The sequence below is a fragment of the Paraburkholderia pallida genome (genome assembly GCF_004524855.1).
Lineage (GTDB): Bacteria > Pseudomonadota > Gammaproteobacteria > Burkholderiales > Burkholderiaceae > Paraburkholderia > Paraburkholderia oxyphila.
The window spans coordinates 578,482-595,192 of the sequence record NZ_CP038150.1 but is presented as its reverse complement, the minus strand read 5'-3'; the positions used below and the strand labels follow the sequence as shown (position 1 = coordinate 595,192).

Sequence of the window (16,711 nt, the reverse complement as noted above, 5' to 3'; positions counted from 1 at the left end):
GCGCCCGATGCGACTTTGAGCAGGGCCGCGATCAACGTGCGACGCGTCAAGAGGGGCGCTCCTTCGGCAAGGGGCGTTCTCGCCTTGCTCCAGGTTTTCTCCAGGCGTATGGGGCCAAAAAGCGCTGTCGCAACCGCTCAGGACTCGGACTCAGAGCCCGGTCCCGTCGAGGACGGCAGGTGTCCGAAGCGTGACCGGTAGTACTGCGCAAAGCGCCCCGCGTGCGGGATGCCGCAGTCGAATGCGGCGTCCGTGATCGAGGAGCCGGCAAGGATCTGTTCACGCGCTACGTCCAGTCTGAGGTCACGCATGTAGCGCATCGGCGAGACATCATGGTGCCGCTTGAAGCTCGCTTGCAAGGTCCGCACGCTGACTCCCGCCGCATCGGCGATTTCCTCGAGACTCAAGATTTTCGTGAGGTTTTCGCGGATGAACGCCTCGGCGCGCCGGACCTCGCGACTCACACTGGGCTGGCGCTGGTCGTCCAGGATGGCTGGAAGCGCGGTACGCTCGAGCAGCGTGACCATCAGCGCTTCGACGCGCTCGCGTACACCGTAGTCTTTGCCAATCGCGTCGATCGACGCTCGTGAGGACAACAGAAATTGCACGTAGTCGAACCAGGGCGCGAGCGCCGGGTTCGTGACGCCGAAAGCCATGTTCCTCTGCAGAGGAAGTGCCCCGAGCAGGCCGGTTTCCATGCGAATCACGAGTCTCACGCTGTCGCGCGAAAACCTTGCCCGTAGCACGCCGCGAGGGCAGGCCAGATATCCCCGGTTAGCAAGCATCGGATAGACCTGGCCGTTTTCCTCCACTTCACCCGAGCCTTCCAGGCACGCGATCATGACCGCGTAGTCGCCATCCCCCACAGCCTCGAGCGAGACGGCCGTCCCCAATGCAACGACGGCGATCGAGAACGCGCCGATGTGAATGCCGCTGACCTGGGCCGGGCGCTCGAGATCGCCCAATGGAGTCACTTTGGTGGACGCTAGAAAACGGGCTAGATGCTGGCCCGTTTCGGCCGGCTCATACGACCTCAACAGGGGAAGCTTGTGGTGAGTGACCAGGTTCATGTTAGTTCCACCAGACACCGGTCGACGTTCCAGTCGGCCGAACTGGAAGCATATGCCGCGGGGCCTGGTGGGGTCAATAGGTGCCGTGCCGGGCACCGTCTTGTGGTTCGAAGCGAGCGTCGGCCGATGAGGGCGCTGCCACGGTTGCATGCCTGACACCGGCGTGCTGCGGTGCGGAAAATGCCTGCGCCGCCTCTCCAACGGTCCTCTGTGTGCCCCGAAGGGCGCGGTTTTCACACCACCGGGTCAACTCCCTGCGCAATTCGGATACAGGCTCTGCTATTGCGCGCAAATCGGATAGAAACGATCGGGCCGCCACCTTACATTGGTTGCCAAGGGCGAAGCACACAGGCTTCGCCGCAAGGAGACAAACATGCTTCGATACCAGCGACTCGCCCGAGTCGACTTGAACGTCACGAATCTGGACCGCTCCCGCGAATTCTATGAAGAGATCGTCGGACTGACTCCGATGGGGCTGAACGCGGACGGCTCGGCGTCGTTTCTCTGTGGTACTGACGATTGCGTGGTGGTGCTGCACGAATCCGCGGTGCCGGGCTACCGCTCGCTTGCGTTGTCACTGGAAGATGAATCCGCTTTCGACGAGCTGGGTGCGCGACTCAGCGAGCACCACATTGCCTGGGACGAAGTGTCGACCGAAGAGTGCAACGCTCATTCGCTCGTGCGCGCCTGGCGTATTGCCGAACCCAACACCGGTGCGGCCTTCGAGTTTTGTCTGCCGCGCGGCATCGCGGTGTCCCGCACGTTCAAGCCCACGGTCGCCAGGATTCAGCGCATCGGCCACGTGGTGTTTTGCACGCCGCGTCGTGCCGAGGCGGTCACATTCATGCAGAACGTGCTGGGGTTTGCGACCTCGGACGACATCGACGGTGTCATCACGTTGATGCGGCCTCCGCCCAACCCATATCACCATGGCGTGGGGGTGGGACTCGGCTCGCGCGACGGCTTGCATCACGTCAATTTCATGGTGTCCGCAATCGACGACATCGGGGTCGCCATCAACCGGTTCAAACGGGCGGACGTGCCCATCGTTTTCGGTCCCGGCCGCCATCCGGCATCGGAGAGCGTTTTCCTCTACTTTCTGGACCCGGACGGTCTGACGCTCGAGTACAGCTTCGGCATGGAGGAGTTTCCCGAGGTCTCCCCGCGCGAGCCGAGGCTGCTGCCTCCGGTGCCGGAGTCCATCGACGGCTGGGGTGGCATCCGTGATCCGCGGATGTCCGCGACGGGACTCGTTCAACCCTACCGTGCCGGTTCGGGTTGGCAGGCGTGGGTAGAGGGCGCGGCATGAACACCTCGACCATCGACATTCACACGCACATCGTTCCGTACGATTTCCCCGCGTATGCAGGCACCGCGTCGGGCGCGTCGTGGCCGCACATGTGCGATTCCCCGCAGTGCAATCACCGAAACGTGATGATCGACGGCAAGGTCTTTCGCACGGTCTCGCACGAATGCTGGGACGTCGAACAGCGTCTTCATCAGATGGACAAAACGGGTATCGGCCGGCAAGTGCTCTCGCCGATGCCGGAGCTGCTGTCGTACTGGATGCCGGCCACGGACGCGCTCGTGCTGTGCCGGCACATCAACCACGCGATCGAGGAGATGGTGGCGCAGGCGCCCGAGCGCTTTTCCGCGCTCGGCTGCGTGCCGCTGCAGGACCCGGAGCTTGCCGCGCGCGAACTCGAGCGGCTGATGAAACAGGGGACTTTCCGCGGCGTAGAGATCGGGACCAATATCGACGACGTGGTGATCGGCGACCCGCGCTTCGAGCCGTTCTTTGCCGCGGCCGAAGAGCTGGGTGCTTCGATCTTCGTGCACCCGCTGAGGGCGGCGGGGATGAACCGGCTGGTGGGCCCCCCGGGGCTGATTCAACTGGTGGCCTTTCCGGGCGAGAACGCGCTGGCGGCAGCGTCGCTGATTACGGGGGGCGTGCTCGATCGCCATCCTCGGCTGCGGATCGCGTTCAGCCACGGCGCAGGCGGTTTCGCACTGACGTTGCCGCGCCTTGCGGCCGGATGGCAGCAACTCGGGTTGTCGCATCAAAGGTCGCCCTGGGAGCAGGCGCGCAGTTTGTTCTACGACACACTCGTCTATGACGGGCCGACCCTGGCTCATTTAATTGCGACCTTTGGCGCAACGCAACTGTGTATCGGCACGGACCATCCGTTCGTGATCCAGGATACCCGGCCTGTGCAACGACTCGATGAGATGGACCTCGATAGCGAAACGCGGCATCTCCTGCTGTCGGGCAACGCGATGCGCTTTCTGGGCGAGGCTTCGCCCGAGGCGCTGCCTCACGACACACTTCGGAGTGCAACATGAATGGTCACCCCGAAGGGGAAATTGCATTGCCGCTTTATCTCATCACCTGGGAACCCATCCAATTCGGAGACTGATTCAATCATGGAACAAGTTAATCGCCAGGTCTGGCTCAAGTCCAGGCCCAATGGCATCCCGCAAGCGGACGATTTTGCCATCCGGGTCGCGCCGCTTCCCACCGCGGCGGAAGGCGAATTCGTGGTCCGTAACAGCTACCTGTCCGTCGATCCCGCAATGCGTGGCTGGATCGCCGACACGAGCACCTACTGGCCCCGGATCGAGGTCGGCGACACGATGCGTGCCTTTTCGGTCGGCGAAGTCATTTCGTCACGGCACCCTGACTACGCTGTGGGCGATCAGGTGATGGGCATTTTCGGCTGGCAGGATTATGCGGCCGTGCGCCCTGAACAAGTCATGCGCAAGGTGCTCGAGCGCGATCTTTCCTTGTCTTTGTCGCTGGGCGTGCTCGGGCTCAATGGGCTCACTGCGTACTTCGGCCTGCTCGATGTGTGTCAGCCCAAGCCGGGCGAGACGGTCGTCGTGTCGACTGCGGCTGGTGCCGTCGGTTCCGCCGTGGGCCAGATCGCGCGTATCAAGGGTTGCAGGGTCGTGGGCATTGCGGGCGGGGAAGACAAGGTCCGGCAATGCGTCGAGGAGTTCGGCTACGACGTCGCCATCGACTACAAGCGCGAGGCCGACATCGACGCCGCGCTGCGCAAGGCATGCCCCGATGGCATCGACGTGTACTACGACAATACGTCCGGTGCGGCGCTCGATGCCGTGCTTCGCCAGATCAACGTGCATGCACGCATCGCCATCTGCGGCACGGCGTCGTTCGCAAGCTGGGAGCCGTGGAATCAGGGTCCGCGACCGGAGCGGCATCTGCTGGTCAAGCGCGCCACCATGCGTGGCTTTCTCACGACGGACTTCGCTGCGCGCTACGAAGAGGCGATCGCCGACCTGGCGGGCTGGATTCGCGACGGCAAGTTGAAGTATCGCGAAGATATGCGTGAAGGCATCGAGTCCGCGCCCGGACTGATCCAGACGCTGTACGAGGGCGGCAACGCGGGAAAATTGCTCATTCGCCTTCGTGAGGATTCCGAGCTGGCAGAAAGGAGCACGTCGTGAGCCAGCCGCGAGCGCCCCACAAAGTCGTCCTGAGTTGTGCCGTCACGGGCTCGATCCACACGCCTTCGATGAGTCCGTATTTGCCGGTGACGCCGGACGAGATTGCACGCGAATCCATTGCGGCGGCCGAAGCCGGCGCGGCCGTCTTGCACCTCCACGCGCGCAACCCAGGCGACGGCAGCCCGAGTCCCGATCCCGACATCTTCATGGAGTTTCTTCCCCGCATCCGGGAGGCTTGCGATGCCATCGTGAACATCACGACAGGCGGCGGGCAGGGCATGTCGCTGGACGACCGGCTGGCCGCGGCGATGCGCGCGTCGCCGGAGCTGGCGTCGTTGAACATGGGATCGATGAACTTCGGGTTATTTCCGGCCCTCGAGCGCTACAAGGACTTTCAGCACACCTGGGAAGCGCCTTATCTCGAGCGCTCGCGAGACTGGATCTTTCGCAATACGTTCTCCGATATCGAGCAAATTCTCGAGCGCCTCGGCAAGGGCCATGGCACGCGTTTCGAGTTCGAGTGCTACGACACCGCTCACCTGTACACGCTCGCCAACTTTCTCGACCGAAAACTGGTCAAGCCGCCGTTGTTCGTGCAGTCGATCTTCGGCGTGCTCGGTGGCCAGGGTGCGGACACGGAAAATCTTCTGCATGCCAAACGGATTGCCGACAAGCTGTTCGGTAACGACTATCTGTGGTCGATCATGGCCGTGGGACGCCACCAGCTTGGCTTCACGACGATGGGCGCGCTCAACGGCGGCCATGCCCGCGTGGGCCTCGAGGACAGTCTGTATGCGGGCAAAGGACGGCTCGCGACTTCGAACGCGGAACAGGTGACGCTGCTGCGCGGCATTCTCGAGTCGCTGTCGCTGGAGATCGCCTCGCCCGCGGAAGCGCGTGCGCTGCTTGACCTGAAAGGCGCGGACAACGTGGCTTTCTGAGGTTCGATGAACAACGCGACACACCGGCCGGCGTGACGCAACGGTGCGGAGCGGGTTAAAGAAATGGAGAGTAGAACATGTCGAGACTGATCGTTCGATACGGGGATAACGGTGTCGTCCACTGGGGCGAACTCATTGGCGCTGCGCCGCACAGCGCGGACGACGCGGTTCGCCTGGTCCCGCTTGCCGTGCAATGCGCGACGACAGCGGAGTTCCTTGCACAGCCATCCGGCATCGGCCCGGCCGATGAACGCCAGGCCGTGACGATCAAGGCCGCAACACTGCTGTCACCGGTGACATCGGGGGCCGCGCTGATCTGCCAGGGCCTCAACTACGTGTCGCATGCGCAGGAAGCGAAGCACGCCGAGCGCAAGAGCAATCTCATCTTCGGCAAGGCCGGATCGTCGATCACGGGCCCCTATGACGATATCGTTCGTCCGCCGGAGGTCGAACTGCTCGACTACGAGGTCGAGTTTGCGCTGGTGATCCGCAAGCCGATTGGCGCCCAGGATCGCATCACTGAGGAAAACATCGGCGAGTACGTTGCGGGTGTCGTGCTTTGCAACGATGTATCCGCGCGCGATGTCCAGTTCGGCGAGTCATTGCTGCAGTGGTTCCGGGGCAAGAGCTATCGCACTTTCTGTCCAGTCGGACCCGTCATGTGGCTCCTCGAACCCGACGAGGTAGCGGCGGCCCTCGAACGGCTCGAGATCCGTCTGCATGTCAATGGCGAGCTGCGGCAGCATGCGAGCTCGCAACAGTTGATCTGGAAGCCCGTGGAGACGCTCAACTTCGTGGGCACCGTCCTCGACATGCACCCAGGCGATCTGCTGCTGACCGGCACGCCCGGTGGGGTGACGACGCCAGTCACGGCGCGCATGGTCGAGATCATCCAGACCCACCTTCTTCACGATGAAATCCGACGGGACGAACTGCGCGTGGAGATGACCAGGGGGCGCCCGTTCCTGCGTGCCGGCGATGTCGTCACGGCGACGCTGGTCGAGACCGGCGAGGGCCGCATGCTCGGTGGCTTGAGCAACACCGTGGTCGAAGCTGCCGCGCGCTAGCGGGGCGACGCGGGAACGGTAATTGAAAAGGAGGATGACGTTGTGCGAACCCGGTTGACAGAGTTGCTCAAGATTCAATATCCCATCGTGCAAGGCGGGATGCAGTGGGTGGGGCGCGCGGAGCTTGCCTCCGCCGTGTCCAATGCCGGTGGCCTGGGCGTGCTGACCGCATTGACCCAGCCCACGCCAGAAGCCCTGGGGGAGGAGATCGATCGCTGCAGGCGGATGACGTCGCGGCCGTTCGGGGTGAACCTCACCGTGCTGCCTACCAGCAATCCGCCCCGATACGACGAGTACCTCGATGTCATCCTCGGTCGCGATGTGCCCGTGCTCGAGACGGCAGGTAGCGAACTGGGCGCGGTGATTGCCAGGGCGAAAGCACATGGGACTACGGTCATACACAAGTGCACGTCGGTTCGGCACGCGCTGTCGGCCCAGAGGCAGGGTGTCGACGCGGTCTCGATCGACGGATTCGAGGCGGCCGGGCATCCCGGAGAAGACGACATCGGCGCTTTCGTGCTGATCCGCGCGGCGGCACGCAAGCTCGATGTGCCCATTCTCGCCTCGGGCGGCGTCGCCGACGGCGCGGGTATGGCCGCCGCGCTGGTACTCGGTGCCGATGGCGTCAACATGGGGACGCGTTTCTGCGCCACGCGCGAGGCGCCGCTGCATCCGAACATCAAACAAGCTTTGCTCGCTGCGTCGGAGCGCGACACGACGCTGATTTTCCGGACGCTGAGGAACACGGGCAGAGTGTTGCGCAATACCGTCTCGGAAGCGGTCGTCGCGCTGGAACGACGGCCACAGGGTGCCGCGTTTCCGGAGTTGCAGCCTCTCGTTGCCGGGGCGCGAGGTCGAGCTGCACTCGAGAGCGGCGCGGTCGACGATGGGCTCGTCTGGGCGAGTCAATCGATCGGTCTTATCGACGATGTGCCGACTTGCGCCGAACTGATCGAACGCATGGTGTCGGAATGCCGAAGCGCGATTCTGAAGTGTGCGGACGTCATGAATCGCGAGGTGCAGCAATGACAACGACGCGTCTCTGGATCGATGGCGCATGGGCTCAATCGGGCACGGTGGGCGTATCGATCAATCCCTCGACTGGCATGGTGCTCGGTGAGTTCTACGACGGGCAGCGCGCTGAAGCTGAGTTGGCGATCGCCGCTGCGCGCCGGGCGTTCGACCACACGCAATGGGCGCATGACCGCCAGTTGCGCGCGCGTGCCTTGATGGAGCTGGCCGACCAGCTCGAGGCAAGAACCGAAGCGCTGATCAGCATGAATGCGCGCGAGACCGGCAAGACGATCCGCGGGGCCTCGCTCGAAGCGCATACCGCTCCCGGGACATTGCGGCACAACGCAGGTCTCGCGCTCGCGCAGCGGGGCGGTGCATCGGAGATCCTGCCGGGCGTCTTCGGCATTTCGACCCACGAGCCGATCGGGGTGGCGGGATTGATCATCCCGTGGAACGCGCCCTTGGCGCTATGCGTGCGTGCGCTGGGGCCGGCTCTCGCGGCGGGATGCACGGTCGTCATCAAGATGCCGGCCCAGACCGCTCTCACCAACGCCTTGATCGCCGAAGCCCTGGCCTCGACGACGAGTCTCCCCCGAGGCGTGGTGAATCTGATCACGGAGAGCGGCAGCGATTGTGCGACGCTCCTCGTCGAGTCGACGCTTGTCGACGCCATCAACTTCACGGGCAGCACCAGGACGGGCAAGCTGATCGCCGCCAAGGCCGCCGAGAGTCTGAAGCGCGTGAGCCTCGAGCTAGGGGGGAAAACGCCGCTCGTGGTCTTCGAAGACGCGGACATCGAGACGGTGGCGCCGGTAGTGGTTGCTGCCATCACGATGTTCTCGGGGCAGTTCTGCATGGCGGGATCGCGTGTGCTGGTTCAGCGCAGCGTCGCCGATGCATGGCGTACCCGGCTCGCGGCCATGCTCGAGGCCGTCGTGCTGGGACCCGCTGACGATCCTTCCAGCCAGATGGGACCTCTGATCGACAAGGCCAACGTAGCGCGCGTGGACGCGTTCGTGCGCGATGCGGCCGGGTATGGCCGCGTGCTGGTCCGCGGCGGTCCGGTGCTCGAGGGGACCCTGGCCGAGGGCGCGTTCTTTCGACCGGCGATGATCGAGCCGTCTGATGTCGACGTTCCGCTGGTTCAGCAGGAGATTTTTGGGCCGGTGCTGAGCTTCGAGACCTTCGCGGACGAGGCCGATGCCGTGCGTCTCGCCAACGCCACGAACTATGGCCTTGCAGCGTCGGTCTTCACCCGCGATCTCGATCGTGCACAGCGCGTGGTGCGCGCCATCAAGGCAGGCACGATATGGGTGAACGGTTGGGCCACCTTGTCCGACAGCTACGAGGAAGGCGGGTTCAAGCAGAGCGGCCTGGGCCGGGCCCGCGGCTCCGCAAGCCTCGCGGAATTCCAGGAGACCAAGACCACGATCCAGGTCGCAGCGTCTCACGGGCAGGGTCCACGCGCCGGCGCGCATTGACCTCAAAATCGTCAGGATACCTGAGAGAAAGCAGCGTTCGATCCGATCCGGCATCGGTAATCAAGTAGGGAGAGACAGGTGAAACAAACGGAACACGGTTGGTCGAGCGCGACCGACAGCTTCGGGGAGAACTGGTTGATACCTGTGGGCGGTACGCTCGGGTTGATCGTCGGAAACGGGCCGATCAGCGTGTTTGCGTTTGGTGTTTTCATGGGCCCGCTGCAGATGGCGTTCGGCTGGAACCGCGCGTCGCTGGGTTTCGCGTCGGCGCTGTGCGCGCTGCTGTCGGCACTGGCTCTTCCCTTCGTTGGCTTGCTGATGGACAAGTTCGGCGTGCGGCGCATCCAGGCGCTGGCGATTTGCCTGTTCGGCCTCAACGTCGCGCTGATCGGCCGGACCACCACGCTGCCGTGGTTCATCGCGCTCACGGCTTTGACAGGCGCGACGGGCGCCGCCCAGAGCCCGATCGGCTACGTCAAGTCGATCGCCAGCTACTTCGAGCGCCGCCGCGGATTGGCCATCGGCGTCGCGATGAGCGGCATCGGCCTGGGTACGGCGCTGATTCCGCAGTATGTTCAGTGGCTCATCGGCACCTTCGGCTGGCGTGCCGCGTATCTGGGCCTCGGCGCGGCGATCGTGGTGGTAGCGTTGCCGGCCGTGGCGTGGCTGGTGCGGGAACCGCGCGTCAGTCAGCAACGCGGCCCGGGTTCGCTCGGGCCCGGTCTGGGTCTTCGCGAGGCGGTTGCGCTGCGCTCATTCTGGTGCATCGCTATCGCCGTGCTGCTGGTCTCGACGGCTGTCAACGGCGCCCTCGTGCATGTGGTCCCGTTGCTCGTCGATTCGGGCTGGACGCCGGGCTCGGCGGCGCGCGTCCTGGCGGCCGCCGGCGCCGCGGGGCTGGCCGGACGATTGCTGGCCGGCTACCTGATGGATCGGGTGTTCGCAGCCTATGTCGCCTCGACCTTCTTCGCGCTCGCCATTGCCGGTCTCTATCTGCTCGGAAGCCATTCCAATCCGGTGCTGGGCATCGTGGCGATCGGACTCGCCGCCGGTGCGGAAGTCGACATGGTGGGCTTTTTCGTTTCGCGCTATTTCGGCCTGAAGCGCTTCGGGCAGATGTATGGCGTGTTCTTTTCCATCTTTACCGTCGGTGCCGGCCTGGGTCCATGGCTGTTGGGGGTGATGTTTACGCGCTTCCATAGCTACGACACCGGTTTTGCAGGATGCGGCCTGGCGCTCGCCATTGCCAGCGTTTGCATCCTGGCCGTGGGTCCCTATTCCTACGGTTTGCCCGGGGACACCAGCGCGAGCGCCGGTACGGCATAACCCTGCAAGATCAAGGAGATCATCATGGAGCGTTACACGTTTCTTCCGCTGTTGGGGCGCATCTTGATTGGAGCGCCATTTGTCATGACCGGGCTGGGCAAGCTGGGATCGTATGCCGCGACCGTCGGGCTTATCAAGGCCATCGGTCTGCCGGTGCCGCCGCTTGCGTTCGCCTTCGCTGTGATCGTCGAACTGGGCGGGGGCCTGCTGCTGCTGTCGGGGTATCGCGTGCGCTTCGTCTCGCTCGTGATGGCCGTCTTTTGCGTGGTTACGGCGGTGATCTTCCACCGCCACTTCGCGGACCAGAATCAGCTGTTTCATTTTCTCAAGAACGTGACGATGGCTGGCGGCCTGCTGCAGATCACCTATTTTGGCGCGGGCGCGTTCAGTCTGGATGCGCGCTTTGGACGGGCGGCCTTGACCGCGCGTTCAGCCGTTCTGCACTAGTCATTCGGACGGATCGGGTCGCCGCACCCGGCACCCTGACAATTTCTGTCTCTCAGGCATAGGGATTCGACATGAGCGTTTCGATCACGGTGAATGGCAAACATCACGTTCTGAATGTGGCTTCAGATACGCCGCTGCTCTACGTGCTGCGTAACGACCTCCAGTTGAACGGCCCAAAGTTTGGCTGTGGCGAGGCGCAGTGCGGGGCCTGCAGGGTACTGGTCGGCCACGATGCAACGTACTCCTGTGTATTTCCCGTTGGCGCAGTGGGGGCGGCTCGGGTGACAACGGTCGAAGGCTTGGGTCAGGGCAAGCAGCTTCACCTGTTGCAGGAGGCCTTTCTGGCGGAGCAGGCCGCGCAGTGCGGCTATTGCTCGAGTGGGATGTTGATCGCCGCGCAAGCCCTGCTGGAGCGCGATGCCAATCCCGACCAGGAGACGATACGGCGCGAGCTGGCCGGCCAGAAGTGCCGGTGCGGTACGCACAATCGGATTGTCCGCGCAATCCAGCGCGCCGCGAAGGAGTGGCGCGCATGAATACGGTTCGACTTTCCCGGCGCGCGTTCGGCAAATTGGCTGGGGCCGTGCTCGTGACGTTTTCGCTTGCGCCGCTGTCCGCGTTTGCTCAGGCGGTTACGGACCTGCCCGCCGATCTTCGCGCCAATCGCAAGCTGGACGGCTGGATTCGCGTCGATGTCGAAGGCACGGTGACGATTTTCACGGGCAAGGCCGAGCTGGGGCAAGGCATTCTCACGGCGCTCGCGCAGATCGCTGCCGACGAACTCGACGTGGATATGGCGCGCATCCACATGATATCGGCGGATACGTCCCGCAGCCCGAACGAGACTTACACCTACGGCAGCCAATCGATCGAGCAAGGCGGCGCGGCGCTGCGTGCCGCTGCCGCCGAGGCGCGGGCCGTGCTGCTCGAAGCGGCCGCGCGGCGGCTCGGCGTGGCGGAGTCGGACCTTCGTGTCGAAAGCGGTGTCATTCAGGTCGCCGACGGCCGGCGCATGACGTATGCGGACATCGTGAAGGACAATCCGGACCTGCTGACGCGCGAGGTGACGGCAGGCTTCACAGCGAAACGCCCGGCGGCGTACAAGCTCGTTGGTCAATCGGTGCCGCGTATCGATCTGCCCGCGAAGTTCACAGGCGGGGCGGCGTTCGTCCAGGACATGCGCCTGCCCAACATGCTGTTCGGCCGTATCGTGCGGCCCCCGCGCTATGGTGCAAAGCTCGTTTCCGTGAATGAAGGCGCCGTCATGCGTTTGCCGGGCGTTGTCTCCGTGGTTCGCAATGGCGACTTCCTCGGTGTGATCGCCGAGCGGGAAGAGCAGGCAATCGCCGCGCGGCGTGCGTTGATCGACGGGGCGCAGTGGAGCGCCGACTTCGTCGCGCTGCCGGAGGTCGATCAGCTTCAAACAGCGCTGCCTCAATGGCGCAGCAAAGATAAAGTCATCAGCGAGGGCGGGCAGGATACGCCGACGCCCGATTCCGCGCGGCACCTGGAGGCGACCTACTCGCGCCCCTACCTGTCACACGCATCGATTGGCCCCTCGTGCTCCGTCGCGTTGCTCCAGAACGGACACATGACGGTCTGGTCCCACACGCAGGGTGCGTTTCCGCTGCGCGGCGATCTTGCCACCGTGCTCGGCATGCCCGCGAACACTGTCGATGTCGTGCACGTTCCCGGCTCGGGCTGTTACGGGCATAACGGCGCAGACGATGTCGCGCTCGACGCGGCGCTGCTGGCGCGTGCAGCAGCGGGGCGTCCCGTCAAAGTCCAATGGATGCGCGACGACGAATTCGCGTGGGCGCCGATCAGCCCCGCCATGGTCATGCGCGTGAATGCGGCCTTGTCCAGCGATGGCCGGATAGCAGACTGGAACTATGACGTGTGGAGCAACTCGCACGCGCAGCGGCCGGGCCAACCCGGCGGCGTGAATCTGCTGGCCGCCTGGCATCTCGCCACGCCGTTCCAGCCTTCGCCACCACCGGAGATTCCGCAGCCCTATGGCAACGGCGATCGCAATGCAGTGCCGCTCTATGATTTGCCGCGCAGGAGAGTGACCAACCATCTGCTGCTGGACGCACCCATCCGCAACAGCTCGCTGCGCTCGCTGGGCGCATACGGCAATGTGTTCGCGATCGAGTCGTTCATGAACGAGCTGGCGCTCGCGGCAAACGCCGACCCCGTCGAATTCCGCTTGTCGCACCTCAGCGATCCGCGTGCCATCGCCGTCATTCGCGAAGCAGCGAGCCGCTCCGGATGGCAGACCGGCGCGAAAGGCGACGGGCGGCGTGGACGCGGCTTCGCCTATGCACGGTACAAGAACATCGGGGCGTACGCCGCGATCGTCGTCGATGTCCAGGTGGAGCGCACCACGGGCATTGTCAACGTCACGAACGTGACCGCAGCGATTGATGTGGGCCGCGTGATCAATCCCGACGGCGTGAAGAATCAGATCGAGGGGGGAATCATTCAGTCACTGAGCTGGACGCTCAAGGAACGCGTCACGTTCAGCCGATCCGAGATTACGACGCGCCGGTGGCAGGACTATCCGATCCTGTCCTTTGCGGAGGTGCCGCCGATCGAAATCGCGCTGCTCGAGCGGACCGAGGAAGCGTCGCTTGGCGCTGGCGAGTGCTCCATCGGTCCGACGGGCGCTGCGCTGGCTAATGCCGTGGCGAATGCAACGGGTGCCCGCGTGCGCGACTTGCCTTTGTCGCCGGAAAAGATTCTGGAACGCCTGGTCTGACGCTTCGGCCGCACAGACGCGGGAGCACGGAAGGTTAACGACAAGGTCGTCCGGGATGGCATTGACTGCTATTAATAATTAGGCATGCGAATAAATAACAAGACTAAGGCGATGCGTGAGTAGTGGTTTTTTATTGAATAAATAGACAAAATCGATGGAGACGTGAAATGAGAATGGCAACTTTATGCGCTGCTGGATTGATTTCGTCGCTGATGGCGGGTGAAGCGTGGGCGCAGAGCTCTGTGACCTTGTACGGGGCGCTAGACGTAGGACTCTTCTTTACGACGAAGTCGCCGGGCGGAAAGGGGCAAGATCTGCAACTGATGGATAGTGGCTTGTCGCCGTCGCGCTTCGGGATCAAGGGAGAAGAGGATATAGGTGGCGGCACGCACGTTGGATTTGCGCTAGAAGACGGTTTCAGCGTGACCTCCGGAAAGTTTTCGAATTCGAACGGCAATCTATTTGGCCGCCGCGCGTTCGTCGAGGTTCAAAACGACGACTATGGACGCCTCCGCGCAGGCCTGCAATTCTCGCCATTTGTGATTGCCGAGATCCGGTCTGATCCGCGGTCCTCGTCGCCTTATGAAACGTCCTTTACGGGAAGTATGGCTGTTCCGTATATTCAGCTCATCAGGATCAATGGGCTGTTCGATAGCAACGCCATTACCTACCTCACGCCGACCATTGCAGGTCTGGACGCCCAGTTCGAATACGCCCCAGGAGGCGTGGCGGGCAGTTTCAACGCGGGTCGACGTCTGTCCGCGGCGCTCAACTACAACCACTATGGCGTATCGGCGGACCTCGCATACTACGAGGCACGAGATCCGGTGCTCAGCGAAGTCACGACAAGAGCCTGGACGGCTGGCGTGGGTTACACGCTCGGGTCCACGACATTGCGTGCCGCATTCAGTAACTTCAGGAACCCGTCGATCGATTCCGCGCTGTCTAACGTGAGCGTCTACAGCATTGGCGGCCGTGCGAATCTGAGCCCATTCTGGGTGGTCAGCGCAGGCGTGTATGCATTATTCGACCGGAACGTAACGGCCAATAAGTCCTTGCTGTTTGGCGCCGGGGTCGAGTACAACCTCTCGATTCGAACGACGTTGTACGGTCAGGTCGCGGTGGTCAACAACAAGGGGAACATGGGGACCGGTCTGTCGATCACCTCGGGCGTGAGCGGCCTGTCGGCGGGAACCGCAACAGGCGTGGGTATCGGGATCAGGCATTATTTTTAAAAGCGTGTGAGAGGTATTCGGGCGCGAATCTGAACCAATAGCCGTGGAGCTTTCAGGCTCCTCGAAATGGGGAATGGAAATGATTAAAAATATCACGCTTCAGTCGATAGTTTGTGTGGCCGCTGTCTGGTCCTGTTTCGCCGCAGCGCAGACGATGCCCGATCAGGGATCGTCGCAGGCGAGCGTTTCCACGCGACGCCAATATGCCCATCCAAGTGCGGATGACAAGGCATTGGCGAAACAAATACGCAAGCAACTTGTACACACCAAAGGGATTGACGCGTCCGAAGTGATGGTGGGCGTGAAGGATGGTGCCGTGCTCCTGCGAGGCAGACTGGAAAGTTCCGAGCAGAGATCGCGAGTGGAGTCCGTGGTGAGGGCGGTGCCGGGAGTCAAATCAGTGGAGAACCAGTTGACCTTGCAGCAGACAAACTGAGATGCGCTTTTAAAAGGACTTTTCAACAACGCGTAATTTCTGATGGTGCGTGAATGGCGGAGGGCGTGCGCGAACCTTCGTCCATTCACGCAGTTTGTTGTGTGCGTTTCTCCCGTCCTGGTAATGCAACTAACTGCCAACCCGGCTCGACGCTGGCGAATCGGGCGAGGTGAACATGAACACATGCGTCTGTGAAACGCAGGGCAGGCAAGATCGCGCACGGGGGGGCGAGGGCGGCACGCCCCGTGAAGGGGCGTGCAGGAGACGGCGCTTGAACGCACGACTGCGTCAGCCGTCAGCGCTCAGAACGTCTGCCGGATGCCGAGATCCACGGCGGTGGTCGTGCCGGACGGCGCGAAGATCGTGTTGGACGAAGAGAGCCCTTCGCCCGTCACGAGCCCGAGGCGCGCATTGCCGTCGTTGTGCACGACGCCAACCTGAGCGTAGAGCGTCGTACGTTTCGAGAGCAGATACGAAGCTCCAAGCGAGCCAAGGACCGCATGGCTCGAACTCTCGTTGCGGTCCGTCATGTACCACGCGCCGCCGTTCAGGTCGACACTCGGCGTGAGCATGTAGTCGAGTCCGCCGCCGTAGAGGTTGTTGCTCGGGCCGCCGCTCACGCGAAAGCTCGTGAACGATGCCTTGGCGGTGAGACTGCCGATCTTGTACGAGGCGCCAATCAGGCGGCCTTCGAAGGGCACGTCGGTGGGCGGCACGGTATCGGCGGCTGGGCTCGCGTTGCTGTCGAAATACGCGGCCTCCACCATCAGGTCCTGCCATTGGTATTTGAGGCTCGCGGAAACCTGCTTGCCGGCCTGGAAATTTCCGGCCACGTTGCCGAACGCGTACAGCACGCTGCCCTGGAACCCGTAGAACTGCGGGCTGCTATAAGAAACGGCGTTGCGCGTGAAAATGCCGGTGGCCGCCACATTGTTCAGCCACGGCAATAGCGAGCTGCCCGTGAGCGAAAGGCGGGGATCGAGGTCGTAGAGCGCCAGAAAGAGCGGCGAGTATTGCAGGCCGAGCTTGACGTCGCCGAATCCCCCGCTGAGGCCCACCCACGCCTGGCGGCCGAACAGGTTGCCGTTCGAATCGTTGAAGCCGCCGGTGCCCATGTTGATGCCGCTTTCCAGCGTGAAGTTGGCCTTCAGGCCGCCGCCGAGGTCTTCGGTGCCCTTGAGCCCGAAAAGCGAGGGCGAATAGCCGCTGTCGCCGAAGCCGATGAACTTGCCGCCGTTGGCGCCCGTGGTGGGGTTCTCGGTCTTGCTCAGGTACAGCAGGCTGGCGTCCAGCACGCCGTATAACGTGACGCTGCCTTGCGCGTGCGCGGCGCCGGCCAGCAGCAGCCCGGTCGCAAGCGCGGCGGTGTTACGCAGATTGACAATACGGACCATCTGTCTCCTCCGAATCTGATTTAAATTGGAATCCTTAATAAATTGCGGCGAACGTCAGGCGGACCACACGG

The 16,711-nt window shown here is 63.2% G+C and carries 15 protein-coding genes; 13 read left to right on the top strand and 2 right to left on the bottom strand.

Going from position 1 to position 16,711, the window contains the following annotated elements:
• Positions 1-137: 137 nt before the first annotated feature.
• Positions 138-1,070, bottom strand: coding sequence for a helix-turn-helix domain-containing protein (locus E1956_RS29320; RefSeq protein WP_167760153.1), 933 nt, complete (start codon positions 1,068-1,070; stop codon positions 138-140).
• Between the two features lie 373 nt (positions 1,071-1,443).
• On the opposite strand from E1956_RS29320, the gene E1956_RS29315 reads away from it, so the two are divergent.
• The 13 genes from E1956_RS29315 to E1956_RS29255 all read left to right on the top strand — a co-directional run bounded on the left by E1956_RS29315 (position 1,444) and on the right by E1956_RS29255 (position 15,246).
• Entirely contained in the window at positions 1,444-2,379 is a 936-nt protein-coding gene (locus E1956_RS29315) for a VOC family protein (protein WP_134755814.1), read from the top strand.
• Positions 2,376-3,413, top strand: a complete 1,038-nt coding sequence (locus tag E1956_RS29310; RefSeq protein WP_134755812.1) for an amidohydrolase family protein — start codon at positions 2,376-2,378, stop codon at positions 3,411-3,413. The genes E1956_RS29315 and E1956_RS29310 overlap by 4 nt, the downstream gene beginning before the upstream one ends.
• Positions 3,414-4,538 carry an NADP-dependent oxidoreductase gene (locus E1956_RS29305; protein WP_197732959.1) on the top strand — a complete coding sequence of 375 codons (1,125 nt, stop codon included), beginning with the start codon at positions 3,414-3,416 and terminating at the stop codon, positions 4,536-4,538.
• On the top strand, positions 4,535-5,479 hold the full coding sequence (kce, locus tag E1956_RS29300) for a 3,5-dioxohexanoate:acetyl-CoA acetone transferase (protein ID WP_134755810.1): 945 nt from the start codon (positions 4,535-4,537) through the stop codon (positions 5,477-5,479). The genes E1956_RS29305 and kce overlap by 4 nt, the downstream gene beginning before the upstream one ends.
• Before the next feature lie 77 nt (positions 5,480-5,556).
• Entirely contained in the window at positions 5,557-6,546 is a 990-nt protein-coding gene (locus E1956_RS29295; protein ID WP_134755808.1) for a fumarylacetoacetate hydrolase family protein, read from the top strand.
• Between the two features lie 42 nt (positions 6,547-6,588).
• The gene (locus E1956_RS29290) at positions 6,589-7,575 is read left to right on the top strand and encodes an NAD(P)H-dependent flavin oxidoreductase (protein WP_134755806.1); all 987 of its coding nucleotides are present in this window, start codon (positions 6,589-6,591) and stop codon (positions 7,573-7,575) included.
• On the top strand, positions 7,572-9,041 hold the full coding sequence (locus E1956_RS29285) for an aldehyde dehydrogenase family protein (protein WP_134755804.1): 1,470 nt from the start codon (positions 7,572-7,574) through the stop codon (positions 9,039-9,041). Before E1956_RS29290 ends, E1956_RS29285 begins: the two co-directional genes overlap by 4 nt.
• Positions 9,042-9,119: 78 nt before the next feature.
• On the top strand, positions 9,120-10,367 hold the full coding sequence (locus tag E1956_RS29280; RefSeq protein WP_134755802.1) for an MFS transporter: 1,248 nt from the start codon (positions 9,120-9,122) through the stop codon (positions 10,365-10,367).
• 24 nt (positions 10,368-10,391) lie between these two features.
• Entirely contained in the window at positions 10,392-10,814 is a 423-nt protein-coding gene (locus E1956_RS29275) for a DoxX family protein (RefSeq protein ID WP_134755800.1), read from the top strand.
• Positions 10,815-10,885: 71 nt separating this feature from the next.
• Positions 10,886-11,350, top strand: coding sequence for a (2Fe-2S)-binding protein (locus tag E1956_RS29270; protein ID WP_134755798.1), 465 nt, complete (start codon positions 10,886-10,888; stop codon positions 11,348-11,350).
• Positions 11,347-13,575 (top strand): xanthine dehydrogenase family protein molybdopterin-binding subunit, encoded by a 2,229-nt coding sequence (locus tag E1956_RS29265; RefSeq protein ID WP_134755796.1) that lies wholly within the window; start codon positions 11,347-11,349, stop codon positions 13,573-13,575. The genes E1956_RS29270 and E1956_RS29265 overlap by 4 nt, the downstream gene beginning before the upstream one ends.
• Before the next feature lie 167 nt (positions 13,576-13,742).
• Positions 13,743-14,810 carry a porin gene (locus E1956_RS29260; protein WP_232072079.1) on the top strand — a complete coding sequence of 356 codons (1,068 nt, stop codon included), beginning with the start codon at positions 13,743-13,745 and terminating at the stop codon, positions 14,808-14,810.
• 73 nt (positions 14,811-14,883) lie between these two features.
• Positions 14,884-15,246 (top strand): BON domain-containing protein, encoded by a 363-nt coding sequence (locus E1956_RS29255; RefSeq protein WP_134755794.1) that lies wholly within the window; start codon positions 14,884-14,886, stop codon positions 15,244-15,246.
• A 302-nt stretch (positions 15,247-15,548) separates the two neighbouring features.
• On the opposite strand, the gene E1956_RS29250 is transcribed toward E1956_RS29255, so the two are convergent.
• Positions 15,549-16,640, bottom strand: coding sequence for a porin (locus tag E1956_RS29250; protein ID WP_134755792.1), 1,092 nt, complete (start codon positions 16,638-16,640; stop codon positions 15,549-15,551).
• Positions 16,641-16,711: the final 71 nt, after the last annotated feature.